9 protein-coding genes and 2 pseudogenes are annotated in these 26,404 nt (G+C 70.2%); 2 read left to right on the plus strand and 9 right to left on the minus strand.

The genetic code is table 11. From position 1 onward, the window contains the following. Window positions 1-374: transposase family protein (locus tag ACFYT9_RS24540; RefSeq protein ID WP_389167212.1), on the minus strand; the 374-nt coding region annotated here is incomplete at its 3' end. A 639-nt stretch (window positions 375-1,013) separates the two neighbouring features. Further along, window positions 1,014-1,216, minus strand: a pseudogene (locus tag ACFYT9_RS24545) (penicillin-binding protein); the annotation flags it as partial. Window positions 1,217-1,374: 158 nt separating this feature from the next. Here ACFYT9_RS24545 and ACFYT9_RS24550 point away from each other — a divergent pair. Beyond that, window positions 1,375-1,521 (plus strand): annotated as a pseudogene (locus ACFYT9_RS24550) (IS5/IS1182 family transposase); the annotation flags it as partial. Window positions 1,522-2,170: 649 nt separating this feature from the next. On the opposite strand, the gene ACFYT9_RS24555 reads toward ACFYT9_RS24550, so the two are convergent. Next, entirely contained in the window at window positions 2,171-7,885 is a 5,715-nt protein-coding gene (locus ACFYT9_RS24555) for an RHS repeat domain-containing protein (protein ID WP_389167215.1), read from the minus strand. 761 nt (window positions 7,886-8,646) lie between these two features. On the opposite strand from ACFYT9_RS24555, the gene ACFYT9_RS24560 reads away from it, so the two are divergent. Then, a complete protein-coding gene (locus ACFYT9_RS24560; RefSeq protein WP_389167218.1) occupies window positions 8,647-11,715 on the plus strand; it encodes an FG-GAP repeat domain-containing protein in 3,069 nt (1,022 codons plus the stop codon). A 202-nt stretch (window positions 11,716-11,917) separates the two neighbouring features. Here ACFYT9_RS24560 and ACFYT9_RS24565 read toward each other — a convergent pair whose 3' ends face one another. The 6 genes from ACFYT9_RS24565 to ACFYT9_RS24590 form a co-directional block, all read right to left on the minus strand. Next, a complete protein-coding gene (locus ACFYT9_RS24565) occupies window positions 11,918-12,832 on the minus strand; it encodes an SDR family oxidoreductase (protein ID WP_389167220.1) in 915 nt (304 codons plus the stop codon). Then, window positions 12,822-14,024: an FAD-dependent monooxygenase gene (locus ACFYT9_RS24570; RefSeq protein WP_389167223.1), complete on the minus strand. Its 1,203-nt coding sequence runs from the start codon at window positions 14,022-14,024 to the stop codon at window positions 12,822-12,824. The genes ACFYT9_RS24565 and ACFYT9_RS24570 overlap by 11 nt, the downstream gene beginning before the upstream one ends. 1 nt (window position 14,025) lies before the next feature. Beyond that, on the minus strand, window positions 14,026-21,417 hold the full coding sequence (locus ACFYT9_RS24575; protein WP_389167225.1) for an amino acid adenylation domain-containing protein: 7,392 nt from the start codon (window positions 21,415-21,417) through the stop codon (window positions 14,026-14,028). A gap of 689 nt (window positions 21,418-22,106) precedes the next feature. Then, window positions 22,107-22,871, minus strand: coding sequence for a DJ-1/PfpI family protein (locus ACFYT9_RS24580; RefSeq protein ID WP_389167228.1), 765 nt, complete (start codon window positions 22,869-22,871; stop codon window positions 22,107-22,109). Between the two features lie 505 nt (window positions 22,872-23,376). Beyond that, entirely contained in the window at window positions 23,377-23,973 is a 597-nt protein-coding gene (locus ACFYT9_RS24585; RefSeq protein ID WP_387271171.1) for a CBS domain-containing protein, read from the minus strand. A 270-nt stretch (window positions 23,974-24,243) separates the two neighbouring features. Continuing rightward, complete coding sequence (locus ACFYT9_RS24590) at window positions 24,244-26,319, minus strand: discoidin domain-containing protein (protein ID WP_389167232.1); 2,076 nt, start codon at window positions 26,317-26,319, stop codon at window positions 24,244-24,246. Window positions 26,320-26,404 lie beyond the last annotated feature (85 nt).

Below are 26,404 nucleotides of genomic sequence, written 5' to 3' on the forward strand. Positions count from 1 at the left end.
TTCACGCCGTGACGGCGGTGCTTCTGGGAGAAGTCGGCCCGGCTGTCGCCGACCCGGTCGCACTCGGCGAGCGTCCCGTCGAGCAGGACATGATCGGGATCGGCCTCGCGCATAGCCCGCAGCAGGCCGGGTGCCCGACCGGACAGGTGTTGGACGACGGCTTTGACGTAGGCGTGGGCGGTGCCGACGGATATGCCGAAGCCGGCCGCGATCTGCGCGAGCGTGTCGTGCCGCCGAAGATAGACCAGCCCCACGAGGGCACGCTGGTGGGGCGGCAGTTTGCAGCGTCGGTCACCCTCACGGGTGACGATGAGCATGGATACCCACTCGACCAGGGCGTGCGGCAGGTCGAGTGCGGCAGGATGGGGAACCAACAGGGCTCCTGTGCCGATGGGTTGAGACTTCGAACACCTCCCTCAACGGCACGGGAGCCCTGTGCGTTGCGGTCCTCATCCTGACTCGGTCTGGGTCACTCGATCAGTGGCCACTCTGAAAGAGCTCAGTGAAAGGTGATGCTGCCGTCGGCGTTGACCTCCTCGCGCACCGTTTCGACGTGATGCTTCCAGGCAGGGCCTGTTGATCACGCTCACTGGGCCCTCCGCCAGGTCACCACCGAACCGGTGCCCCGGCGGACGATCCGCAGCAGCCGCCTGCCTTCGTCGTCATCGATCTCACGGACCCGCACGCGTTCAGCCACGTGATCATTCTGACGGTCACGTGCTGTCCACCACAGGAACCGGACGACACGTCATGACAGGGCGAAGGTCGCTCGATGCGGCATTAGGTCGTCGTCGGCAGCCCACCGCGCGGCCCTACTGCTGCGACAACCCACCGGTAGAAGCCGGAAGCCGGCACGTTCAGCACCTGGCACAGCCGACGTGCTTCGTACAGGTCACGATGGTCGGAGATGAACCGCCAGCTGCCGGTCATCGGCCCATACGTCCGAACCGAACCCCTCGGGGCCGACGGCGCACGGGGTGATACAAGCGCAAGAAGGGTATCCGGAGCCTCGCCCCCGCGCGCAGCACCCGCGCCACATTGGGTCCGGCTGCGTCGCCGCCGTGTCCGCGCCGGCCAGCACAACAGCGGCGGCCGCGAGGTCATCGGAGAAGCCGGCGAACCAGTTGTTGGGGTCGGACTGACCGTCGACTTCGGCAGACCCGGTCCTCGCCCCTTTGTCGCCATCGACAGAGCCCATCGCTGCCGCGGCCGTCCCGCTCGTACGCGACGAGACGGACGCGACCGTCTCTCGAGGTACCTGGCGCTGTCTGCTGCGCCGGCGGATCTCGCCGCCATGCGGTTCATGATGCGAGAAACGGGCGATGCCCTTGCGGGTCTCTCGCCATTGGGACGGCGAGAGACCCGCGGGCTGGCGACCACGCCCGGCTGAGCGCTCCCGGTGAACGCGCCTTCGCCCAGCTGAAGTCCTGGCGACTGCTCCGCCGGGCCAGATGCTCCACCCGACGATTCAGCACCCTCGTCCAGGCCGTTCACACGTTGCTGACCTGCAACTATTCAGGATGGAAGAGGCCCACTCACGAGGGATCTTCGCCTCCAGTAGCAAATTTGCTGGACGCCATTCCGTAACGTGATCGGCTCTACAGAAGCCGCATCACTGGGGTTCGCAAAAAGAAGTCCCAGTCGGCCCATTCGAAGAGGCAGACGGACAGAACGGCCAGATCCGACGGGTCGCCCAAATTCCATCGCCCGCCAATCCGCTTGCCTACAGGCTCGCCGCCCTCTATCAGACGGAGCCCGATCTTGTGTGGCACAAGTGTCACATCGAGATTTTCCCCCTTGAACGTTACTGATCGGTGCGAGGGCAACAGGGAAGAAGTGGCGGACACTTGGAAAGGTTTCCCGTCCAGTATTCCCTCACAGCCGTGCAAGACCGCCATCCTCGACAGCCGTCCAGGAGCAGCGAGTCGGTCGACCTTGAGGCGGTCGACGCCCCTCAAAGAGATGCCCCATTGCTCCGCCCCATCAGCAATGTCGGACGGCAGGTCCCTCGGACCGGGCCCCCTGGTGAGTATGCATTCACCACGAGAACTAGCACCGTTCGCATACGCAGCAGCAACTGCTGCAGGGGCTCGCCAACGGTTGAGAGGCACGCCTCTCCTCAGTACGAGTTCAGTCATCGCTCTCCTCTTCGAACTGGGCAGCTAGGCATTCAGCCCATCACCCGTGACCACGTGTTCGTGGCCCGTGACCAGAGCGATCGTGTCGCCCATCCAGCCAGTCCAGAACCCGTAGCGTCTCGCACTCGGCCTTGAAGCGCCCCACTGGCGGCGGATTGCCCGATGTAACCAACAGCATCTGAGGCCGTCGTCGTCTTCCCCATTGCCTTGTCAGCGAGGAGGTGGGCGGGGGTTCCGATGAGCGCTCCCGCAGCAGCGCCTGCGACCGTAATACAAACGATCGCAGCGGGACCGCAAGCCGCTACCGCGACGAATCCGGCAGCGAAACCTACACCTATCCCGATCGCCTCATGGACGCCCGTTTCTGTGAGCCACTCGGGATTGGCAAGACGTTCGTCCCATACTTCATGCTTGGTGTTATCCCATGCCGCACTGAAGTTCCCCTTCTTGATATTTCCCCAAATTTTGTCCTTCTCTCGCTGTGCTGCGGCCTCCCTCTCAGCTTTTCGGTCGTCAGCCTCCTTCTTGGCCTGAGCATTCTTCTCGGCGTCGTAGTGGAAGACCTTGTAGTTCGCCGGATCCGCCCGGTACGCCTTGTACTTGCGCTGGGACTCGGGGTCCTTGCGCGGCTCCTGTACCCAGACGTACTTGCCGTTCTTCTGGGTGTAGCCGCCGGTGGTCAGGCCTCGTTCCTGGGCCCAGTAGTAGTCCAGGGCTCCGTTGCCGCCGACCGGGCCGTCGGGGCGCAGGCCCGTCGGGTCCGACTTGGTGAGCGGGTTGTTGTGGCCGTAGGAGTACGCGTTCATCTGGGCGGGGTCGGCGAAGTCGATGATCGGGTCCACGGAGAGGAAGCGTCCGAGGGCCGGGTCGTACTCGCGGGCGCCGAGGTGGGTCAGGCCGGTGGGGTCGTTGGTACCGCCGACGAAACCGCGGGTGCCGAAGGCCGTCGGCTGGGAGGTGCGCAGCTCGCCGAAGGGGAGTTGCTTGCGGTGGGTGACGGCCAGGGTGCTGACGTCGATGGCGGTCAGGGCGGTGCCCTGGTGGTCGCCGACGAGGTAGGAGATGGCCGATCCGGTGTGGACGGCGACGGTCTCGCCGGCGTGGGTGTAGTAGCGGGTGGCGGTCTTCGTCGTGCCGTTGGCGGCCAGCTTCAGTTCGTCGCCGTTGGGCAGGGTCAGCACCTTGGTGCCGTCCGCGTTCCTGGCGAGGAGGCGGTTGCCGTCGGCGTCGTAGAGGTAGCTGGTGGTCTTGCCCGCCTCGGTGAGGGTGGCGAGGTGGCCTTCGGCGTCCCAGGTGAGGTTCTGGGTCCGGGTGCCGATGGTGCGGTGGGTGGTGTTGCCGGTGGCGTCGTACTGGAAGGTGCTGACGCGTCCGTTGTCCGGGCCGCCGGTGACGGTTGCCTGGTCCACCGCGTGCGGTCGCGCGGATCCGCCGGGTGTGTAGGCGGTGGTGGCGCCGGTGAGCTTGTCCTGCTGCTCGGTGCGGTTGCCCAGCTTGTCGTACCCGTACGTGAGCCAGTACGCGTCCGGACCGCCGACGCCGGCGGTGTTCGGTGCCGTGGCACAGTCGGTCTTCGCCGTCCAAGCCTCGGTCAGCCGGCCGAGCTGGTCGTTGGTGAAGCACTGGCGGTCGGTGGACGCGGTGGCGTCCTGGCCGGTGGTGCTGGTGATGCCGGTGACGTTGCCTGCGGGGTCGTAGGTGTAGAGGGACCGGTCGACGCGCTGGGGTGCGAGGTAGCGGTCGGTGACGCGCTCGACGAGCCGCCCGGTGTGGGGGTCGTACGCCTGGTCCCGCCAGACCTTTTTGTCGAGGGAGTCGCCGAACTCGGTGCGAGTGGGCCTGCTGAAGTGGTCGTATGTGACGTTGGCGACGAGCACGATGTCGCCGCCCCGCGTGGTGCGGTACGGAAGGTCTTCGGCGTTGTAGCTCGTGATGACTGTCTCGGCGCCGATGTTTCCGATCGCCGGGTTCTCCGTCCAGCGCAGGGCGCCGGTCTTCTCGTCGTATCCGTACTCCCAGTTGTAGGTGCCGGCGAGGCCGCCTGCGGCTGTGGGGACGGTGAGGCTGGACGAGGTGGGCTGGTACCGGTCGTTGTAGCCGCCGGCCTGTTCCTTGTACTCGGCGCCGTCGGCGTATCGGCTGCTGCTGGTGAGCTGGCCCTTGGCGAGTGTGTCGTACGTCCACTTCGCGAGGGTCGTGGTGCCGTTCTTGAGCTCGGTCTTGCGCCCGAGCTTGTCGTAGACCGTGGTCAGGGTGGTGTTGCGGGCGTCCTTCGCGGTGACGATCCGGCCCAGGGCGTCGTAGGTGAGGGTGCTGAGGCCCTTGTCGGGGTCGTCCACCTCGGTCTTCTGCCCGCGGCTGTCGAACGTGTACGACCAGGTGTTGCCGGCCGGGTCGGTGACCGACGTCGGCTCGCCGTACTTGCCGTACGTGTAGGTCGTGGTCTGCGGCTGGGTCTGTCCCGCGCCGGCGTACTGGGTGAGCTGGGTGGTGCGGCCTCTCGCGTCGGTCACCTTCGTGGTGGCCGTGCCGCCCTTCGGCGGTGTGACGGTGACTCGGTCTCCGTCGTAGGCCGTGTTCGTCTCCCACTTGAAGTCGCCGAGGTAGTAGGAGGCTGCCTTGGTGACCCGGCCCAGGCCGTCGTAGGTGTTCTTGGTGACGTTGTCGACCTGGTTCTCCTCCTTGGCGGTGTAGAGGTTGGTGGAGGGGGCGACGTCGCCGTAGTAGGCGGCGAAGTTCTTCCAGGCCCAGCCGCGGGTGTCGTAGCGGGTCTCGGTCAGGACAGTGTGGGTGGTGCCGTAGGCCGGGGCCTGAGTCTGGCGCGCGCGGAACAGGCCGTCGTACAGCGTGTGTGTGACGCGGTACTCGCCGTTCTGCCTGAGCGTCTTCGTGGTGACGGCGTTGGCCTGCGTCTTGGAGATCTTGTACTCGTAGGCGACCGACGGCTGGGTGGCGTGGTCGGCCTTGGGCCAGCCGGGCTGCCAGACCTTCAGGACACGGCCGAGGCCGTCATGGACGGCGTCGGTGCGCTTGCCGTTGGCGTCCACGGTCGCCGTGGCGACGCCGCGCAACGGGTCGTAGGTCGTGGTCGTGGCGTGGTTGAGCGCGTTGGTGACCTTTACGGACGTGGGAATGCCCGTGGCCGGGGTGTACGCGGTCGTCGTGGTGTTGCCGAGCGCGTCGGTGTCGGTGAGTTCACGACCGTGCTGGTCGTAGGTGTGCTTGGCGGTGGTGAGGTGCCCGGTGCCTGCGGCGTCCTGTTCGTCGAGGCGGGTGACGTCCCCCTTCACCGGGACAGCGGTGAGCGTGGTCGCGTTGTCGTAGTAGCGGCGCTCGGTGGAGATCAGGTCGGCCGGCAGCATCGTCGGCGAACCACAGGGCTTCGCCACGGTCTTGATCTCGGAAGGCAGGCCGAGGATGTCACCGGGCGCGTAGGTCGTCGTGGTGCACTCCTCGTCGCCGGACTTGGCGGTGTCGCCGAGCCGGGATTCGGTGAGGAGGTTGCCGTTTCCGTCGAAGGTCCGCTGGGTCTCAGTGGTGCGCCAGCCCTGGCCGACGGCGGTTCGGGTTCTCTCCTTCGCTCCGCCGGTGATGTAGGCGTGGCGGGCGGGCAGTCCTCCGGCGCGGTTCTCGGTCGCGGTCGCGGCGGACACCCAGGGGGTGTAGCTCGTGGCGCTCACCAGCTCGCCGCCGTCGCCGTTGTAGGTGGCCTCTTCGCGAACCATGCCGGCGAACGCCTCGTGATCAGTGACCGCAACAGGAGTCCCATTGCTGTCCTTGACCTCGTCACCGGGGATGCCGCGGAAGTAGCGGTACTCCTTCAGTGTCTTCGCGAAGGGGTCCGCGCCGACACGCTCCTGCACCAGGCCGAAGCCCTTGCGGTCGCTGTAGGTGAGGTGCTCGGCCTTGGTGAACTCGTCATCCTGGGCCAGCGTCCACTTCATGCCGCCGGGGTAGCTGTATCCGGTGCGCTTGGCCGGGGCGCCGCCGGTCTTGTCCTCTTCGAGGACGAATTCCACGGCGTAGGCGTGGAACCAGTCGAGATAGGGCTCGTAGTTCTCACCGGGTGCCTGGGGAGGGGACCACTTCACGGGGTAGCAGCGCCGGGTGTTCGACGAGGGCGAGGGAACACTGCTCTCGGAGCAGTCCTGAGGGGTGTAGCCGATGCCGATGGTGCCGCCGGACTCGGTGTGGATCGCGGTGACGCGGTACCGCCTCAGAGCGGGCACTGGGTCGGGCTTGCCGCCGGTCGTCGCTCCCAGCACCCGGTTGGGCAGCGAGGTGCCGTTGAAGCCGACCGGGGGCAGTGTGACGTCTCCCGTGCCGGTGTGGCCGGTGCGGGTGATGGACTTCAGCCACAGGGGCGCTGTGCCGTCGCCGGTTCCGGGGAAGTTCGAGTCCAGCGCCCAGGTGTCGACTGGTGTCCAGGCGCTCCCCGACCAGTCCTGGGAGACGATCGTGGTGAGCTTGTAGCGGGTCCAGAAGGACGGCGAGTAGCGGTTCTTGCACTCGGTCCCGGAGGCGCAGTACTGGTCGAAGGGTACGTCGGGCCAGTTCTTGGCGTTGGCGGCGTCGAAGGTGGTGCAGCCTGTGATGCAGCGTTCGGAGTAGTTGAACGCGACCCGGACGGGTGCCTGGGTGTAGACGGTGTCCGTCCGCAGGCCGTACTCGATGCGCTTCAGGTAGCCGCTGCGGTCGTACTCGGTGGCGGTGGAGGATCCGGTGTTCGGGTCGACGTTGCGGCCGTAGTGGTTGGTCTCCTCGCCCCAGTAGTACGTCATGGCGTCGCCGTGCGGGTCGACGACGTAGTCGAGGTTCCACCGCCAGGCCTGCTGGCACCAGGCGTCCTTGAAGGACGCGTTGTAGCAGGGCTCGCCATCGTGGTTGCCGAAGACGGGGACGGTCCAGGTGGAACGGGTCTCGTACTTGCCGGAGACCCAGCCGTCCAGACGGTTGGCGCCGAAGTAGTACTGGGTGCCGTCGGGCGTGGTCACCTTCCAGTACTCGCCGTTGTCGTCACCGTTGTTGTCGCCGAAGTTGTTGCCGGCGACGCTGACCGCCTTCTCGATCGTGGTGCCGTCGTCGGACTCCAGGTGCCACTTTCCGGTGGCGCTGTCCTTGATCAGCTGGTTGGTGCGGCCGTTGAGGTTGAGGACGGCGTTGTCCTTCTTCCAGCACAGGTCGCCGACCCTGGCGGTCGCGTAGTTGCTCCCCGCCTTGTCGTCCATGCAGGACACGTACTGTCGCTCGACGTAGCCGGGCTCCATCGTCCACCCGTCGCCGATGCCGCCGGGCTGGTTGTTGGTGGCGGCGGTGCGTCCGTCGAGCGAGGTGGAGCTGTAGCCGATGGACAGCTTGGGGCTGACGTCGCCGGGGACGTCGGGAACGGTGAGGTCGTAGCTCCAGTTGAAGCCGCCGCTGCTGCCGCCCGCCGACCATGAACCGGAAGGGGACAGGGGCGTCGCCGAGTAGTTGCCGGAGGCACCGGCGGCACTGGCGGTGGCCGCCAGCACGGTTGCTTCTCCGGCCATGGCCGAGAGGGAAACCGGCGCGCTGAGCTTTCCGGTCTCGGTGTTGTTGACCGTGGGCAGGTCGGTCGTCTTGTCACACCCCTCAGCCTCGGGGGTGGTGAGCGCGCACGCGGGCAGGGCCTTCAGCTGCAACCGCGAGGCCCAGTCGCCGCCGTAGGCGTTGCGGAAGGCGTCATAGTCGACCTCGACCTCGACGTCCCCCGTCGAGGTCTGCATGGGTTGGACGGCGAGCACGACGCCCTCGACCCCGAGCCGATCCGCAGCCTTCCGATCCAGAACGCGGACCCGAGCCTTCTCTCCGCTCCTCGCGCCTGGCTGGAAGACCCGGACACCGGAGACGGTCGAATCGGCCAGCGGAAGTTGCGAGGCGCTGGTCTTCGCGGATCGCCGGAGTACGGATGCCTGGTTGAGGCTCTGCTCGCCCGCGGCAGCGGCGGGCCATGTGACGTCGGGAGCCTTCCAGGTGGTGTCGGTAGCTGCCCGACCGCCGGCCTTCGTGGCGCGAGGCGTCACCGGTTCGACCTGTATGGGGTCGACCTGTTTCGGTGCGTCCGGCGTCCAGGCGACGGCAGCGGCTGCGACGGGCCCGCCCAGCAGGCCCGCTGCCAGAAACCCAGCCGTCAGGACTGAAACCGTCCCGGCCATTTGACCGGATCTAGATGTTCTTCTCATGTGCGGTTGCCCCACCCCTTTGATGCATGCGCAATACATGCAGATCGTCAACCGGCCGAAGTTAGCAAGTTCAAGATCGAAAGAGAACAGCTAATCGAAAAATAGGATGCGAATAAATCAGGTCGAGATCAAAGTTGCAGGTCAGCCCCCATGTCAGCCCCAATTTGCACCGGGTGGACGAAATGCTGACAAGCCGCAGAGGCGTGCCCCCTGACGTCAGAACCGCCCTCCGCACGATCTAGTGTTCGGTTCGATCCACCCAGGGAGGGGAAAGCGTGAAGAAGCGAATCAACAGAAAGAGACCGGTGCTGGCCGCCGCCGTCGTAACCGCCACGGCAGCGGCACTGCTGGGTACGGCACTCGTGCCGCTGGCACAGGCCGCTCCTGCCGCCGATGCCACTGAAGCGGGGCTCACGGCCTCACCGCCGCCGTCGCCCGAGGAACTCGCCATCCGGCAGGCGAGGGAGACCGGCGGGCAGGCCGAAGTCGTCGCTCGTCGTACCGAGAACTCTCAGCTGTTCGTCGACGCGTCGGGCACGTTCACCGAAGACCGCTATGTGCTTCCCCGGTGGACGATGCAGGACAACGCTCTGGTTCCCATCGACACGACGCTCACCAGGACCGATGACGGTCGCGTCACCACGCGCGCGACCAAGGCCGACATCTCGTTCTCCGCCGGTGGCAGGGGGACGACCGTCACGCTGGGCCACAACAACCAGTCGTTCGCTCTCAGCTGGCCGAAGGCGCTTCCGGAGCCGAGGCTCGACGGTGACACCGCCACCTATCCCGAGGTGCTGCCGGGCGTCGATCTGCTTCTGCGCGCGGGTAACTCAGGGTTCAGCCAGCTCCTGGTCGTCAAGACGCCCGAGGCTGCCGCGAATCCCGCGCTGAAGACCATCCGCTTCGGCATGTCCACCGACGGCGTCGATGTGGCGACGGACCGTCACGGCAACCTGACCGCGACCAACTCGCTCGGTCAGGAAGTCTTCACCGCTCCGGCGCCCCGCATGTGGGACAGCTCTGCGCCCACCGGCCTCGCTCGGACGGCGATGGCGCGGGCTCGGGCGACCTCAGCCGACAATCCCTTCGAGCCTGGCCAGGCAGCCAAGCAGGCCGATCTGGGCGTCTCTGTCGGTGCCGGCTCGCTCTCGCTGACTCCGGACCAGTCCCTGCTCACCGGCCAGAAGACGACCTACCCGGTGTTCATCGACCCCGAGTACGCGATTCCCGGTGCCCGGGAGGCTTGGGCCATCGCGTACAAGCGCACTCCGAACACGGCCTACTTCGGCGGGGCGGGCTGGCACAACTCTGACGGGTCTGTCGGCACGAACACCGCTCGTGCGGGCTATGAGAACGTCACCAACGGCCTCGCCCGCTCCTTCTTCCGCATGGACACCAACAACCTGTGGAACACCAAGAAGGACATCAAGTGGTCCACATTCTTCATTGAGAACAACTGGTCCTGGTCCTGCGAGCATCGCCCGGTCGAGCTCTGGCTCACCGGCGGGATCTCTTCGGCGACCACCTGGGACAACCAGGACAACAGTGACATGTGGGCGACGAAGAGCTACGTCGTCAACGACGCCCGCGGCTGGAGCAGCGCGTGCCCCGGGGGCGACCTGGCCTTCGACGTCACCCCTGAGGCGGTGAAGGCACAGAACGGGAAGTGGCCCAACATGACGTTGGGGCTCCGTGCCTCCGACGAAAGCGACGTCTTCGCCTGGAAGAAGTTCGACGCGGGCTCGGCCAAGCTGAGGACGGTCTACAACACGTACCCCAACGCGGTGAGGTACCCCGACACCACCCCCGACACGGGTACCACGGAGTGCGTCGCCAATCAGGGCATGTTCACCAAGACACTGGGCAACACTGATCTCACGCTCCGCGGCACCTTCTCCGACCCTGACAGCGGCACGCTCAAGGCCCGCTTCGTCCTCTGGCCCGAGGGGCACCACGACTCGGGTCCGAAGATCAACACCACCGTCGATGTGACGTCGGGCAACGGCGCCAAGCTCGTCGTCACCAAGGAAAAGCTGAAGGAACTCGCACTCGCCGCGGGCACGGAAACCTTCTTCTGGTACTCCCGAGCAGAGGACGGTGAGCTCAGCGGCCCATGGACCAAGTCCTGCCAGTTCGCCTTCGACTCCAGCCGTCCCGATACCCCTCCGGCCGTCTCCTCTACGAAGTTTCCGGATGGAACTGACGGCTGGCCCGCCACCACCGGGATGGCTCGCACGGCAGGAACCTTCAGCGTGACCGCGCACGACTCCGGCGCGTCGCCGAAGATCGAGTACTGGACCGACTGGGACGCCACCGTCCGCAAGGAGACGGGAGCGTGGGTGAACCTCACCCTCACCCCGCCGGCTGTCGGACGGCACATCCTCAGCGTGCGGTCCATCGACGCCGGCGGAAACATCTCCAACACCACCCGGTACGTGTTCTACGCCAACGGCCCCGGCACCCCGGACAAGCCCGGAGACCTGAACGGAGACGGCATAGCCGACTTCTACGGCATCCGCACCGACGGCGAACTGTGGTTCTACAGCGGCCAGGGCGACGGCGGCCACGCCGTTGCCACCGTCGCCTCGGGCCAGGACTTCAGCGGGGCCTCGATCACCCGCCGCGGAGACTGGAACCAGGACGGATACGAAGACCTCATCGCCCTGGTGCCTGGAGCGGACGGCAAGAAGGAGCTCAGGCTCTACCCGAACAACGGCTTCGGCTATGCCTGCTCGGTGAAGCAGGAGCAGGCCGACGGTGCCAAGCTCTGCCAGTACGACGTCAAGAAGTTCGACATCCTGAAGCGTTCCTCCAGCGAACGCCCGCTGTGGGCCGACGCCAGCGAGATTCTCGCCGTGGGCGATGTCGACGGCTGGATCGACAAGAACAACGACGGCGTATACACCGAGGGCCACGACCTGCCCGCCCGCCCTGACCTTCTCGTCAAGCGAGGCGGCGAACTCTGGCTCGTCTTCGGCACCGCCAGCGAGTACCTCGACGCGGACAAGGACCCCGTCCGTATCGGCACCGGTGGCTGGACCAACCTCAGCCTCGTCGCTCCCGGCGACTACGACAAGAACGGACACGTCGACCTCCTCGCCCGGGACAAGAGCAACGGCGAGCTGAAGCTCTACCGCGGCACCGACAAGAGCGGCCTGGGGCTCGCGAGCGGATCGGCCTCCACCGTCATCGGCGTCGGCTGGACCGTCGCCAACCGTCCGCTGGTCACCGCCGTGCCGGACGCGAACGGTGACGGCAAGTCGGACCTCTGGGCCACCAGTGGCGACGGAAAGCTCCACTTCTACTCGAACCCCGCCGGCGTGAGCACCGTCGTCGGCAACGGCGGCTGGAGCGACTTCCAAAGCCTCTCCTGACACCGGCAGCACAACCCGTCCTGCTCGCGGGAGAGCCGCGGGCGGCGACAGGACGGCCAAGCGGTGAAGGCAACGGGCAGGCGCTCGGCTGGAAACAGCCGAGCGCCTGCCGGCACGTTGGTCGTCCGGTCCGCCCGCGACCGCCGGTGACCGGACCCGCGAGGTCCGGTCACCGGCGGTCGCTTTCGGGAGGGGGCCGCCGTCAGTCGGTCACCGGCCGCAGGTAGCGGTCGAGTGCCCGGTCCGGCAGGAGCCTGGCGAGCAGGGCCACCCGGCGGACGTCCGCCCCCACGCGATAGCGGGTGCGCGGGGCCGCTTCGGTGAGGGCGCGGGTCACGGCGCGGGCCATGTCCTGCGGAGTGGTGCCGCTCTCCCTCGCCTGCTGCTCGTTGTGGGCGAGGAAGCGCTCGAAGCGGGCCCGGTAGAGCTCGGCGATGTCGCCGGGAGCGCCGTCGAGTGCCGAGCGGGCCACATCGGAGACCTTCGTCCAGATCGGTGTCATGATCGCGCCCGGCTGGACGACGCTGACACCGACGCCGAAGCCGCGCAGCTCGCGCCGCAGGACGTCGCTCATGGCCTCCTTGGCGAACTGGGCGGCCGCGTAGGCCCCCAGATAGGGGACCGCGAGGGTGCCGATGCCGGAAGTGACGTTGACGATCCGGCCGCGGCTGCGGCGCAGCTGCGGAAGGAACGCCCGGGTCACGGCGAGCTGTCCCACCACGTTGGTCTCCAGCTGCCACCGCAGCCGTTCGGGCGTGACGCACTCCAGCGGGGCGGAGACGCACACACCGGCGTTGTTGACCAGCCCCCACAGGGCGCCGGGGCCGTCCGCACCGTCGTGGGCGTCGGCCGCCAGGGTGGCGTCGATCTCCTCGGCCGCCTCGGTGACCGACTTCTCGTCGGTGACGTCGACCCTCACCGTGCTCAGCCGCCCGTGCGCGGCCTCGCGGAGCAGGGACCCGGCGTCGGCCTCGGCCCGGATTCCGGCGAAGACCCGGAAGCCGGACCGTTCGAGGTGGAGGGCGCAGGCCCGGCCGAGGCCGGTGGAGGCGCCCGTGACGAGGACGGCCCGTCCGTGCGGGGTGACGGCGGCGCCGGTACGGGGCTCACGCGGCATGGGACTGCTCCTCGGTGCGGGTGGCGGGCGCGGCGGGCCGGGGGAAGGTGAGTCCGCCTTCGAGCGTGCCGACGAGCCGGCGGCGCGGCAGGAAGCGGAAGTAGGCGTCGCGCACGGGCCGCCGTACCGGGTTCTCGGACTGCTCGAAGTCGCTGATGGCTCGGGAGGCCGCGACCATGCCCCGGGTGCGTTCGCGCCGTTCGTCCTCGTAGGCCCGCAGGGCGCGCGGCACGTCGGTGGCGCCGCGCAGGTGCCGGGCGAGGACGGCGGCGTCCTCGATGGCCATGCCGCAGCCCTGGCCGAGGCTGGTCAGCATGGGGTGGGCGGCGTCGCCGAGGAGGGTGACGGGACCGCGGCCCCAGCGTTCGAGGAAGGGCCTGTCCCGCGAGGGCACGGCGAGGATGGCGTCCTCGGGGGTGACCTCGATGGCCTGCCGCACCTCACCCGCCCAGCCCGCGAACGCGGCGGCCACCTCGGCCTTGCCTCCGCGCCAGTCGTGGGACCGCTCGGCGGGCATGTTCTTGGTGCCCCACCAGTAGAGGAGTCCGCCGCCCATGTCGACCAGGCCGAAGCGCCGGCCGCTGCCCCAGTAGTGGGTGACGGAGCCGGGGGTGAAGCGGGGGTGGCTGAAGGGGGTGAGGCCGAGCCAGACGACGTAGCCGCTGTCCTGGGACTCCTCAGGGCCCACGAGTCGGCGCCGGACGGCGGAGTGGAAGCCGTCCGCGCCGACGAGGACGTCGCCCGTGGCCTCACGGCCGTCGGCGAAGCGGACCCGGACCCGTCCCGTCGAGGTGTCCGTGGTGAAGTCCTCCGCCGCCGCGCCGAGCGTCAGCGGGATGCCGTCCGCCGCTTCACGCAAAGCCTGCTGGAGGGCGGAGCGGGTGATGAGGACGCTCGGCGCGCCGACCTTGCGGATGATGTCGGGGAAGGGGAACTCGCGGATGAGCCGCCCGCGCGTGGTGCGCACGTGGTACGAGGTCAGGGGGGTGCCGCGGTGTTCCAGGCCGAGGTCGAGTCCGGCTTCGGCGAGGGCGGTGATCGCGTTGCTCATCACGGAGAGGCCGGAGCCGGCGGCCTTCAGTTCACTCGCCCGTTCGTAGATCTCGACGTCGAGTCCGGCGCGGCGCAGGGCCGCCGCCGCGGTCAGTCCGCCGATGCCCGCCCCGATGACGAGCGCCTTGTGCTGGGTCATGTCAGCTCCCGATGAGTTCGGTGACGACGTGGACGACGTGCGCGATGTGCGGATCCTCCATGATCGTCAGGTGGTCGCCCGGTACGTCGACGACGGTGAGCTCGCCGCTGGTGCGCTCCCGCCAGCCGTTGGTCGGGTCGCGGTGGAGGGACTCGATGGCGGTGTGCATGGAGTCCAGGACCTCGGGCAGCGGCTCGGAGGCGTGGACGAGGACCATGTCCTGGTCGACGACCTCGGGCCGGTAGGCGAAGGCGGCCCGCCAGTTCGCCTCGTACACGTGGAACAGCCTGCGCACCACGGCGCCGGTGCTTCCGGCGGGCAGCACGCCCTCGTCGACGGCCAGCGCCGCGATGAAGTCGAACTTCTCTTCCAGCGTGCTCAGTTCGGCCGGGATGAGCTCCAGCGGCGAGTCGCCGCCGCGGCGCAGCCACAGCAGCTCCCAGAAGAACCAGCCCAACAGGGCGTCGTCTCCGGTGCGCAGCCGGCGGCCGGGGTTGAGGGCGGTCGTGTCGAGGAGGACGAGCCGCTCGACCTCCTGTCCGGCCGCGCGCAGCTGACGGGCCATCTCGAAGGCGACGAAGCCGCCGAAGGACCAGCCGCCGATGACGTACGGGCCTTCCGGCTGCACGGCCCGCATGCGGTCCACGTAGCTCGCGGCGATCTCCTCGACGCTGCGCAGCGGATCGGTGCCCGGGTCGACCCCGGCGGCCTGGAGTGCGTAGAACGGCTGGTCGGCGTGGAGGTGGCGGGCGAAGCGGATGTAGCACAGGACGTTGCCGCCCATGGGGTGGACGAAGAACACGGGGCGCCTGGAGCCCTGCGGGCGGATCGGCACCAGCGGGTCGAAGGCGGCGACGGCGCCGCCGCGGCGCAGCCGGTTGGCGAGTTCGGCGACGGTGGGCGCGGTGACGAACTCGGAGAGCGGGACGGCGATGCCGTACCGCTGCTCGATCAGCACGACGAGCCGCATCGCGGTGAGCGAGGTGCCGCCGAGGTCGAAGATGTCGTCGTGGACGCCGATCTCGGGGAGCCGCAGCAGTTCGGCGACGAGTTCGGCGAGCGCCCGCTCGTAGGCGTCGCGGGGCGCGGTGGCGTCGGCGGAGGCGGCGACGGTCAGCGGGCGTTCCCGCAGAGTCTTGTCGTCGCGCTTGCCGCTGGGGGTGAGCGGCAGGGCCTCCAGCCACTCGAAGTGGGACGGCACCATGTAGTCGGGCAGGGTCGCGCGGAGCTGCTTCACGAGCTGCTCCAGGTCCGCGTGGGCGGGGTCGCCGACGAGGAAGGCGGCGAGGAAGGAGTCGTTGCCCTCGCGCCTGCGGGCGACGACCGCGGCCTCGGTGAGGCCGGGGTGGTCGGCGCCGAGCGCGGTGATGGCCAGCTCGACCTCGGCGGGTTCGACCCGGAAGCCGCGCACCTTGACCTGGCTGTCGGAGCGGCCGGCGCACACGACCGAGCCGTCGGGCAGGGTGAAGCCGATGTCGCCGGTGCGGTAGAGCCGTTCGCCGGGGGCGCCGCCCGGGCGGGGGACGAAACGTTCCTCGGTGAGTTCGGGGCGTCCCGCGTAGCCCCGGGCGAGGCAGACACCGCCCAGGTGGATCTCCCCCTTGGCCCCTGCCGGGACGGGCCTCAGGCGCTCGTCGAGGACGAGGACCTCGGCTCCGTCGATGGGGGTGCCGATGGGCGGCAGCGCGGGGAAGAGCGCCGGGTCGCCCGTCATGGTGTGGCGGGTGACGACGTGGGACTCGGTGGGGCCGTACTGGTTCTCCAGGATGACGCCGGGCAGCGCCGCGCACAGGGCGCGGATCTCCTCGGTGACCCGCAGCTGTTCGCCGGAGGAGGCGATCACCCTGAGGGCGCGGGGCACGGTGCCGAGGGCGTGCGCCGTCTCCGCGAGCTGTTGCAGGGCGACGTACGGGAGGTAGAGGCGCTGGACGCCCTCGCGGTCGAGCAGCCGCAGCAGGGCCGGCATGTCGCGGCGGACGCTCTCGTCGACGAGCAGCAGGGTGCCGCCGCCGGCGAGGGTGGAGAAGATCTCCTGGAAGGAGACGTCGAAGCTTATCGGCGCGTACTGGACGGTGATGCCGCCGGTGGCGCCGCTGGGGACGCCGTTCTGCCAGGCGACCAGGTTGGCCAGGGAGCGGTGCGGCATCTCCACGCCCTTGGGCCGGCCGGTGGATCCGGAGGTGAAGAGCAGATAGGCGATGCTCTCCGGGTCGGCGACGGGCAGCCGGGGCCGCCCGGCCGTACCGCGTCCGGCCGGGCCGTCGAGCAGAGCCTCGGCGGTGACGATGTGCTGCGGGTGCTCGGCGTCGGTGACCAGCGGCACGTACGCGCTGTGGGCGACGACCGTGAACGGGCGGGCCTGCTCCAGCATGGCCGCGATGCGTTCCTGCGGGTAGCCGGTGTCGAGCGGCACGGTCGCGCCGCCCGCCTTGAGGATGCCGAGGAGGACGGCGACGGTCTCTGGTGAGCGTTCCATGGCGACGCCGACGCGGTCGCCGGGTACGGCGCCGAGGTCGAGCAGCCGGTGGGCCACGCGGTCGGAGGCCGTGTCGAGTTCGGCGTAGGTCCAGCGCCGCTCGCGGTGGACGAGCGCGGTGGCCTCGGGAGTGCGGGCCGCGGCCGCGGCGAAGGCGTGGACGACGTCGGGGGCGGATGCCGGGGCGGCCGGCGTCGTGCCGGGCGCGGTTCCGGGGGACCCGTCGGCGGTGCGCGGGGTCTCGGCCGCGAGGAAGGCGAAGTCGGGTGCCTCCTCGGGGTGGTGGACGATCCGGTCGAGGATCGCGGTGAAGCTCCGGGCGTACAGGTCGGCCTGGCCTGGGGTGAAGGTCCGTCCCTGGTGGTCGAGCCGGAGCCAGATGTGCCCGTCGTCGGGGTCGGTGACGGCGTTCACGAGGAGGGAGAAGTTGGTCTCCTCCCAGGTGCGGAAGTCCAGCGAGCGGATGCCGGGAAGCGCGTACACCTCGGCGAGCTGCCGGAAGTGGATGTAGTTGAAGGCCGTGTCGAGGACGGTGACTCCGAGGTCCTCCTGGATGGCGCTGAGCGGGTAGCGGCGGTACGGGTGGTTGAGCTGCTCCTGGCGGAAGGCCTCGCGGACGACGGCGAGCAGGCTGTCGGCGCCGGTGTCGAGGCGGACCGGCATGGTGTTGAGGAAGAGGCCGGCGATCCGTTCGGCGCCGTCCCGGTCGGGGCGTCCGTGGGTGACGAGACCGGTGGTGAGATCGCCGGTTCCGGAGAAGAGGCGCAGCGTCAGCAGGTGGGCGGCGAACAGCACCGACTTGACCGGCAGCGTGTGGGCGCGCGAGAAGTCCCGTACCCCGGAGGCGAGTTGTGCACTGAGGTCGATCCGGCGGGTGATGAGCTCCGGCTCCCTCGGGGCCTCGTGCGGGGCGAAGGCGTCGAGCTGGAGCAGCGGCGCCCCGTCGAGGTAGCGGCGCCAGTGGGCCCGGGTCTCCTCGGAGGCGAGCGCCCGGCGTTCGGCGAGCACGTGGTGGGCGGGGGACGGCAGCGGGGTCTCGGGAACGGGCGGGATGTCCTCGCCGATGCCGTGCGCGTAGTCCTGGAGGAGTTCGCGGACGAGGGTGGCGACGCTGCCGCCGTCGAGCAGGGCGTGGTGGAAGCTGAGCACCAGCTCGACGCTGTCGGGCAGCAGGTGGGCGCGCAGGTGGTAGAGGGGTGCGCGCTCGAAGACGTACGGGTGGTGGCGCCGTTCGTCGATGTGCGCGCGGATCGTGTCGTCCGCCTCGGCGGGCGTGGCCGCGCGCAGGTCGACGACGTCGAGGGCGCGGTCGACGGTGCCGTCGACGATCTGGAGCGGTTCGGAGAAACCGCCCAGCTCGAAGGAGGAGCGCAGGACGGGGTGGCGGGCCACCAGCCGGTCGAAGGCCGCGGTGAAGCGGTCCTCGTCCCAGGCGAAGGCGAAGCTGTACTGGAAGACGTCCCGGTAGACGGCCGAGTTCTGCTGGGCGACGCTGTGGTAGATCAGCCCCAGCTGCATCCGGGTGAGCGGGTAGGCGTCCTCGCGGCCCTCCAGCCTGGCCCGGTCCACCCCGGAGACGAGGGCGAACGGGGCAAGTTCGGCGGCCGGTTCGGCGCCGGCGCCCACGGGCCGGGTCAGCGGGGCGAGTTCGGCGATGGTGGGGTGCTGGACGAGGTCGCTGAGGTCGAAAGCGAGTCCCCGCTTCTCGGCGAGGGCGCGGACCCGGAGCATGAGGATGGAATCGCCGCCCAGGGCGAAGTAGTCGTCGTGGACGCCGATCCGTTCGGCACCGAGGACTTCCGACAGGACCGCGGCGAGGGTGCGTTCGGCCGGGTCGCGCGGTGGGGCGTACGGGCGTGGCCCCTCGGGGGCGGGACGGTCGGCGGGCACGGGCAGGGCGCGGCGGTCGGCCTTGCCGTTGGGCGTGAGGGGTATGCGGTCGATGCGGAGGAAGTACGCGGGGATCATGAAGGCGGGCAGCCGCCGTTCGAGCGCGGTGCGCAGGGCGACCGGGTCGAGTTCGTCCGCGGCGACGTAGTGCGCCACGAGGACGGTGCCCCGGGCGGCGTCGGTGTGGTCGACGACGAGCGCGTCGCGGACTCCGGGGACGGCGGCGAGGGCGTTCTGGACCTCGCCGGTCTCCACCCGGTTGCCACGGATCTTGACCTGGCCGTCGATCCGGCCGAGGTACTCGACCGTGCCGTCGGCGAGCAGCCGGGCGAGGTCACCCGTCGCGTACCTGCGTCCGCCGGGGCGGAGCGGGTCGTCGGTGAAGCGCTCGGCCGTGAGTCCGGGCCGCTCCAGATAGCCGCGGGCGACCTGGACGCCGCCGATGTGGAGTTCGCCGGGGATGCCCACGGGCTGGGGGCTGCCGTGCGGATCGAGGACGTACAGCGAGGTGTTGGCGACCGGTCGTCCGATGGGCACCCTGCGGACGGGGGCGCCGGACGGCAGGCAGTCGTGGTACGAGACGTCGACGGCTGCCTCGGTCGGGCCGTACAGGTTGACCAGCAGGGGCGCGTCCTCGCCGGTGCCGAAGACCCGGTGGAACTGCTCGACGCGGGCCGCGGGAAGGGCCTCGCCGCTGCAGAAGACCTGGCGCAGGCTGCCCGCTCCGCCCCGCAGCGCCGGCTCGTCCTCCAGGAGGTCGAGGAACGGGCCGAGCATGGAGGGGACGAAGTGGACGGTGGTGACACCGCGTTCGGCGACGGTCCGCAGCAGGGTCCGCGGGTCGCGCTCGCCGCCGACCGGCAGCAGTGCCAGCTCCGCGCCCTCGACGGCCCACCAGAACAGCTCCCACACGGAGACGTCGAAGGAGATCGGGGTCTTCTGGAGCAGGACGTCCCCGGCGCCCACCGGGTAGCGGGCCTGCATCCAGGCGAGCCGGTTGACGACGGAGTGGTGCTCGACCATCACGCCCTTGGGGCGGCCGGTGGAGCCCGATGTGTAGATGACGTACGCGAGGTCGTGGGGGCCGCCGAGCGGCTCGACGGGATCGCCGGAACCGCGCGTCACGAGCCGGTCGACGCGCAGCCGGGGGACGGCGGGGACCGGAGCCGAGGGGGACTCGGCGGGGACCGGAGCCGACGTGGGCTCGGCGGACGCTTCGAGGGCCGGGTCGGGGGTCTCGGGTGCGGCGGCGGGTGCGGGGGTGTCCTCGGGGGGCGAGCCCGGGCCGGTGAGGACCGCCTTGGCGCGGCTGTCGGCGAGGAGGAAGCGGATCCGGTCGGCCGGGTAGCCCGGGTCGACGGGCACGTACGCGGCGCCCGACTTCAGCACGCCGAGCAGGGCGGGCACGGTGTGCGTCCCGCGTTCGAGGAGCACCGCGACCCGGTCGCCGGGGCCGACCCCCTCGGCCCGCAGGGCGCGGGCGACGCGGTTGGCCCGGGCGTCGAGTTCCGCGTACGTGAGAGGGGTGCCCCCGTCGGCGGCGGTGACGGCGATCCGGTCGGGGGTCCGGGCGGCCTGCTCCGCGACGAGCCCGTGCAGGGTGGTGTCGTCGCGGTACGGCACCTGGGGCCCGTGCTGGAACGCCAGCAGCCGCTCGCGTCCGGCGTCGTCGAGCAGCGGCAGGGCCCGGGCGGGCAGCTCCGGCTCCTCGACCCCCGCGTGCAGCAGGTGCAGCAGGTGGCGGCCGAGCTCCTCGATGGGCAGGTCCTCGGTGAAGACGTCCCGCGCGTAGTCGAGTTCGATACGCAGCGGCGCGTCGTCGTCGAAGGCGCGGATCATGACGGACAGCGCGTCCTGGGCGTGCACGGGCGCGGTGATGACGGTGTCGCGGTCGGCGTCACGCAGGGCCTCGGGCCGGGGGTAGCGCATGTAGGACACGGTGACGTCGAAGAGGCGGCGCTCGCCGGGGAAGCCCGCGGGCAGGTCGCGCAGGACGTCGCCGAGCGCGAGCCGCTCATGAGTGCGCAGCAGGCCGGTCCGCTCGCGCACGGCGGCGGCGAGGGCGGCCAGGGGAGCGTCGTCGGGAACGGCGACCCGCAACGGCAGGTTGTTGGCGAACTGGCCGGCGGTGTCCCGCTCGGCGTCGGTGCGCCGGTTGAGGAAGGGGACGCCGAGCACGACCTCCTCCGCGTGGTGGACCCGAGCGAAGTACGTGGCGAACGCGGCGGCGACGTAGGCGAAGGGCGAGCTGCCGCCCGCGCGGATACGGGCGACGAGCTCCCCGTCGACGGTGACGGTGTGGTGACCGCGCCGCTCGGCCGGGTCCGTCGCCCGCTCCCCGGAGCGCGGGAACAGGACGGGGGCGACGCCGGCCAGAGCCTCCCGGTGGAAGGCGCGGTCGCGCTCCTGCTCGGCCGATCCCTGGTAGGCGGCGTCGGCCTCGGCGAACGTGAGGTACGAGGAGGTCTCAGCCGCTCCGGCGGGGGCGGGGGTGGGGGCGTCTTCGGGGAGGGAGGCGCTGGTGAGTCCGTCGTACTCGGCCCACAGGCCGCGGCTGACCTGGTTGAGCGTCCAGGCGTCCACGATCAGGTGATGGGCGTTGAGGTGCAGATGGACGGTGTCCTGGCTCTCGCGTAACAGGGCGGCGGTGAAGAGCGGGCTGTCACGAAGGGGGAACGGACGGACGAAGGAACGTTCCTTCCAGCGCCGTACGCCGCCGCCGGGATCGGTCTCGCCGGTCAGGTCGACCAGCTCCACCCGCGCGGCCCAGGCGGCCTCGCCGTCGTCCGGGTCGTCGGCCACCCACTGGAACGGCACCCCGTCCTGTTCGCCGAAGCGCAGCCGAAAGGCGTCGTGACGGCGCAGTGTGCGCGCGAGGGCGGTCCGCAGCGCCGGCACGTCCACTTTTCCGTCGAGGCGTTCGTCGAGAACCACGTTGAATTGCGGGTCACCCGGGTGACGGGATTCCGCTGCCCAGATGTCGCGCTGATAGGAGGAGAGCTGAACGGTGCGACGAAGAGCGGTCACGACAATTCCCTTCGGTGTTCCGTCGGTCGATTTCCGTGACGCACCTTAGGCACACGTGATCAGCCCGAGCCACTACCCTCTCAAGTAGCCGTGACTACTCGTTCGAGTAGCACTCGTTTAAACGAACTCCCAGGTAACAGTGGTATGTGGGCAGAGTGTTGCGCCAACACCAACAATGGGTTTCCGAAGTTGCCGAAGTCTCACCGGGAAGGAAAGGGGGGCGGCACGGAGGCGATTGTGTGGATCGTCACACGGTCACGGAAAGGCGTCGCCGACCGCCTTCCGGTCACCGGGAGTGAGAGAGGACCGTCCGGGATGTGGACCGCTTCGGCCGGGTGAATTCCCACCGTGGCGACATCGGGCATGCCGGTGGGGAGAAATGGCGGAGGAATTCACCGGCCTCACCCGATCCCCGGCACCGAAGGGTGACTGGCATCGGTACCGACGGTGGCGGCCGACGGGCTGGCGGGGCCGACGGGCGGGACCGACGGGCGGGACCGTGAGCCGGGGAGGCGCGGCGGCGAAGAGGGCCCGCCGGCGCGGGAGGGAGGAGCCGGGCCGGGGGAGAGCGTGACAGTTCTCGGGCCATCGGGCCATCGGGCGATCGGGCCCTCGGGCGAACGGATCTGTCGGGCCGTCGGCCGGCTGGGCGGCCGGGCGGTCGGGCCGCCCGGGCCCCGGGGCCGGTGTCAGGCGGTGCGGTCCGCCGTCCAGACCGTGCCGCGTGCCTCGTACTCCATCATCGCCTCCAGTCCGAGTGCCGCGTCCGGACCGAGTTCGCGGCGAACCGTCCAGAGGGCGAGTTCGAGACCGGAAGTGATGCCGCCGGCGGTCACGAGGTCGCCGTCGTCCACGACCCGTGCGTCCTTCACGAGGCCGCCCTGCTCCCTCAGGTCGGCCTTCGCCCTGTGGTGCGTGGTGCAGGGGCGGCCTGCGGTCAGTCCGGCCCCGGACAGCAGCATGACGCCCGTGCAGACGGCGGCGAGGGTGAGCCCGGGACGTACGGCCGCCGCGAGGGCGCGCGGCAGGGTGCCGGCGGCCAGCTCCGCCCACACCCCCAGACTGTCCCGGCGGGCGTAGCCGCCGCCGGGGACGACGAGCACATCCGCCTCCGCGGGGTCCCAGCGCCGGATGCCCCGCACGACCGTGCCGTACGCGGCGGTGACCGTGCGGGCACCGGAGGCCGAGACGTACCGGACCTCGACGGGGCGCTGCGAGAAGAAGCCGGCGGCGGAGAAGACCTCGTAGGGCGCCGCGAAGTCGAGTTCCTCCACGCCGTCGAACATCACGACATGAACGCGCAGCGGCCCGCCGGGATCGGCTGGGACAGCAGCCGACCGTGCGGGAGAGGGGACGGCCGAGGTGGCTGCGGAGGCACTTGTCGCGGCGGCACCCGCGAGGGTCCCGGTCACGCCGAGTGCGGTGGTGGCGCGGAGTAACTGGCGGCGGTGCATGGGCACTCCTGGGTTCACGTCGTCACCGAGCGGATCGGTGGCTGTACAGCGGAGGACGTTGAGAGGGTCGGCCCGTGGTCCCCGGAGGTTCCGGGAACCACCGAGGTTCCGGGAACCACCAGGTCCGGGGATCACGGAGGTCTCGGGATCACGGAGGTCCCGTAGCTTCGCGCGTACCCGGCGTACCCGGCGTACCCGGCGTACCCGGCGTGCCGGAGGCGCTGGGGGGCCCGCCGACCGCCGGCTCTCCACCCCGGTTCTCGCCCGGCTCAAGCCCCCGGCCGACGCCGTCCTCTTCGCGGTCCTGCGAGAGCGCCGCCGGCCTCCGGGCCCGTCATGACTGTCGTCCCCTATCGACCGGACGACCTGCGGGTGGTCTCCCCCTCACGCGTCCCCGGGGCAGCCGCCGCATGACCGGCACAGGTCGGCGAAGGACTCAGAGGTTCCCGGGGGCCGGTGACGGCCTCCGCGGGAGCCCGTCGCCACCCCGGACCGGCCGCGCTGCTCACGCCTGGGGCGGTTCCACGACCAGGTGGTCGACGACCTCCACCACGCCGTCGACGGACTCGCACAGGCGCCGTAGGAGCGGGACGAGGTCCTCGCGGACGACGGTGCCGCTCAGGGTGACCCGGCCCTCGTCGACGTCGATGTGGACGGCGGCGGGGGAGAGGCCGAGGATGCGGACGACCACGTCCTCGCGGATCTCCTCCTGGATCGAGCGGTCGCGCCGCAGGAAGAGCTGGAGCAGGTCGCTGCGGCTGAGGACACCGATGAGGCGCCCGTCCGCGTCCACGACCGGCAGCCGCTTCACCCGGTGCCGCTCCATGAGCCGGGCCGCCTCGACGGCCGTCCAGGAGGGCCGGGCGGTGCGCACGGGGCTGGACATCATCGCCTCGGCGGTGCTGGGGCCGTCCTTGGCGGTGTGCCGGCGCAGCAGGTCCGCCTCGGAGACCACGCCCACCGGCCGGTTCTCCTCGTCGACGACCGGTACCGCCGTGATGCCGTACTCGTCGAGGAGCCGTGCGATCTCCTTGAACGGGGTACCGCGCTGGACCGCGACCGCCGTCGGGGTCATCAGGTCCGCGACACTGCGGTTCCTCATGGTCCGTTCCGTCCCTTCCGAGGTGACGGTTCCATGATCCCCCATCCGGAGGGGGCCCGGGAGCAGGGGGTGCGGGACGCGGGTGGCCGGGACCCGGGGCGCCGCCCGCTCCGTCAAGTCCTCGTGACCGGCTGCCGCTCCGTCCGCGCGGACGTCCCGCCCGACGGCACCCGCGTGCCGGAGGGGCCGGCCGGATCCTCGTCGATCCGGCCGGCCCCTCCTCGTCACCCGCGTCCGGGCGGGAGCACGTCCCCGTGCGGACGCGCCCGCTCAGGAGCGGGTGACCGTCACCTCGTGGAGCGAGTAGCCCCATTGCGTGGCCCGCCGGTCCGCGTGGACGCGGACGTACCGGGCCGTCGTGGAGTCGAACTCGGCCGTGTCGTAACCGCCGTCCCCCGCGTCCGTCGACCAGACCGTCCGCCAGGTCTCGCCGTCCTCGGAGACCTCGATCCGGTACTGGCGCGCGTAGGCCCGCTCCCAGTCCAGGGTCACCCGGCCGACGCGCCGGACCTCGCCCAGGTCCACCCGGAGCCACTGGTCGTCCGACCAGTGGCTCGCCCAGCGGGTCCCGGTGTCACCGTCGAACGCCCGCCCGGAGGCGTAGCTCGTGAACGGGTGCCACTCCGTGGAGCTGGCCGAGGCGGGCCTGCCGGCCGCCAGGTTCACACCGGGCTCGTGCCGCTCGGTCGCCCGCCAGGTCCGCAGGTACGACTCGGCGCCGAGCGCCAGATCCCCGATGACCTCGGAGCCGCCCGGGGTGAGCCGGATCTGCTCGATCCAGTCCGGCACCAGACCCGCGTGCGCGGCCCCGTTCTTGTTGAGGTCCCAGGTCCGCTCGCCGGTCACCTGCCGGTCGAGGACGGTGCCGCCGTCGAAGCTGCGGTACGGGTACGTCACCGCGTTCGGGGCGCCCTCGCCGACCGGGCCGGGCCAGCCGCCGACGCCGTTCATGTCGGTGCCGTACCCGAGGCCGACGCCGTACTTCTCGCGCAGCTCGGCCTTGCCGTTCGCCTCGCCGATGAAGCCGCCGGCGTCGTGCATGTACGGGGCTGTGAACCCGCCCAGCTTGTAGAGCCGTTCGGTCCAGTCGAGGTCCATCCAGCTGTGCGTGGAGAGCACGCCCGGGTACTCCTCGGCCTCCAGCATGTCCAGGGCCCGGCCGGCCGCCTTCACGCTCATGTGGTCGAGCTCCAGCATCATGCCCCGGTCCATCATGCCGCGGAGCGCGTACTCGCCGAGCCGGGTCAGTCCGCGCGTGTTGCAGCGCGCGTCGGAGGCGTAGCCGGGCACGCTCACCCCGGCCGGCAGCTTCGCCGCCATGGCGGCGGGGGCGTTCAGCCCGATCGGGTTGTCCTTCTGCGGGCCGGTGCACTTCTCCGTCGCCCAGAACGTGCCGGTCGACAGGAACTGGCCGATGTTCACCGCCACGCCCGTCGTCCCGCTGTCGAAACGGACGCCGCACAGCGCGTTGTCGAACTTGTGGCACAGGAACATGCTGCGCACGCCGAGCTGGTGCAGCTCGTCCAGGCCGCGGTCGATGTCCGCCTTGTCGCACTGGGCCACGTCGAGGATCTGCTTGCAGCCGAACGGCTCCGAGGTCTCCACGCCGAGGACGACGGCGAGCTTGCCCTGCTCGATCACCGAACGCGCCTGGTCGGCACTGGTCACGATGCGGAACCAGCCCTTGCCCGGGCCGCCGAACAGCGAGTCGACGTAGTCCTGCATCTCGTACGTCTTCCTGGCCTCCAGACGGATGGCGTCCATCTCGTCACACCCGCGGTCCCGGGGCATGATCGAGCACAACAGGCCGTTGGAGACGAGGTCGTTGACGAGCACGCGCTGGCCGCCGCGCCAGGCACGCTCCAGCCAGGCGTAGTAGTTCTGCTGGTGCGTCAGCGAGTTGTGCGCCGGCCAGTCCGCGAAGGTCGGCCAGCCGTCCGGGTCGTGCTTCCCGTTCGCGCCGCCGGTCAGGTTCTCGAAGAGGGCGCCGGAGCCGTCCGGATAGTGCTCCGGACAGTCCTTCAGGGCGTCGGCCGCACCTGCCGTGGAGAACGGCTTGCCGCAGATCAGCCGGCCGCCGAAGCCCTCGTTGGACATCACGTGGTTGTGCGCGTCGACGAAGCCGCGCACCCGCCCCTGCGCATCGGTGCCGGTGAACGGCGCGCCCACGGCGTTGACCTGCGAATCGGCCGCCGGACGGGCGGTCGGTTCCCACCACGGGGAGCCGGCCGCGGGGACCGGGGCGGCGCCGAAGAGCAGGGCCGCGAGGGCGAGGAGGAGGGACACGAGACCGAGGCGGCGTGTCCCGCTGAAGGGAGAGGAACTCCGTGTGGTGCGTGGGCTCATGGTCGGAAGGCCTCCGGTCGGTGGGGGTGTACCGGGCGCCCCGAGGATCGCGGTGACAGAGGTCTGAGTCAAGAGTCCGGGTCAA

The sequence above is a fragment of the Streptomyces sp. NPDC004435 genome (assembly GCF_042873895.1).
Lineage (GTDB): Bacteria > Actinomycetota > Actinomycetes > Streptomycetales > Streptomycetaceae > Streptomyces.

What these genes read in the sequence shown, in the direction of transcription:
- ACFYT9_RS24555 (WP_389167215.1), bottom strand. Translation starts at nt 7,885, where the DNA reads ATGCAGACCTCGACGGGGGACGTCGAGGTCGAGGTCGACTATGACGCC.
- ACFYT9_RS24565 (WP_389167220.1), bottom strand. Translation starts at nt 12,832, where the DNA reads ATGCCGCGTGAGCCCCGTACCGGCGCCGCCGTCACCCCGCACGGACGG.
- ACFYT9_RS24570 (WP_389167223.1), bottom strand. Translation starts at nt 14,024, where the DNA reads ATGACCCAGCACAAGGCGCTCGTCATCGGGGCGGGCATCGGCGGACTG.
- ACFYT9_RS24580 (WP_389167228.1), bottom strand. Translation starts at nt 22,871, where the DNA reads ATGCACCGCCGCCAGTTACTCCGCGCCACCACCGCACTCGGCGTGACC.
- ACFYT9_RS24585 (WP_387271171.1), bottom strand. Translation starts at nt 23,973, where the DNA reads ATGAGGAACCGCAGTGTCGCGGACCTGATGACCCCGACGGCGGTCGCG.
- ACFYT9_RS24590 (WP_389167232.1), bottom strand. Translation starts at nt 26,319, where the DNA reads ATGAGCCCACGCACCACACGGAGTTCCTCTCCCTTCAGCGGGACACGC.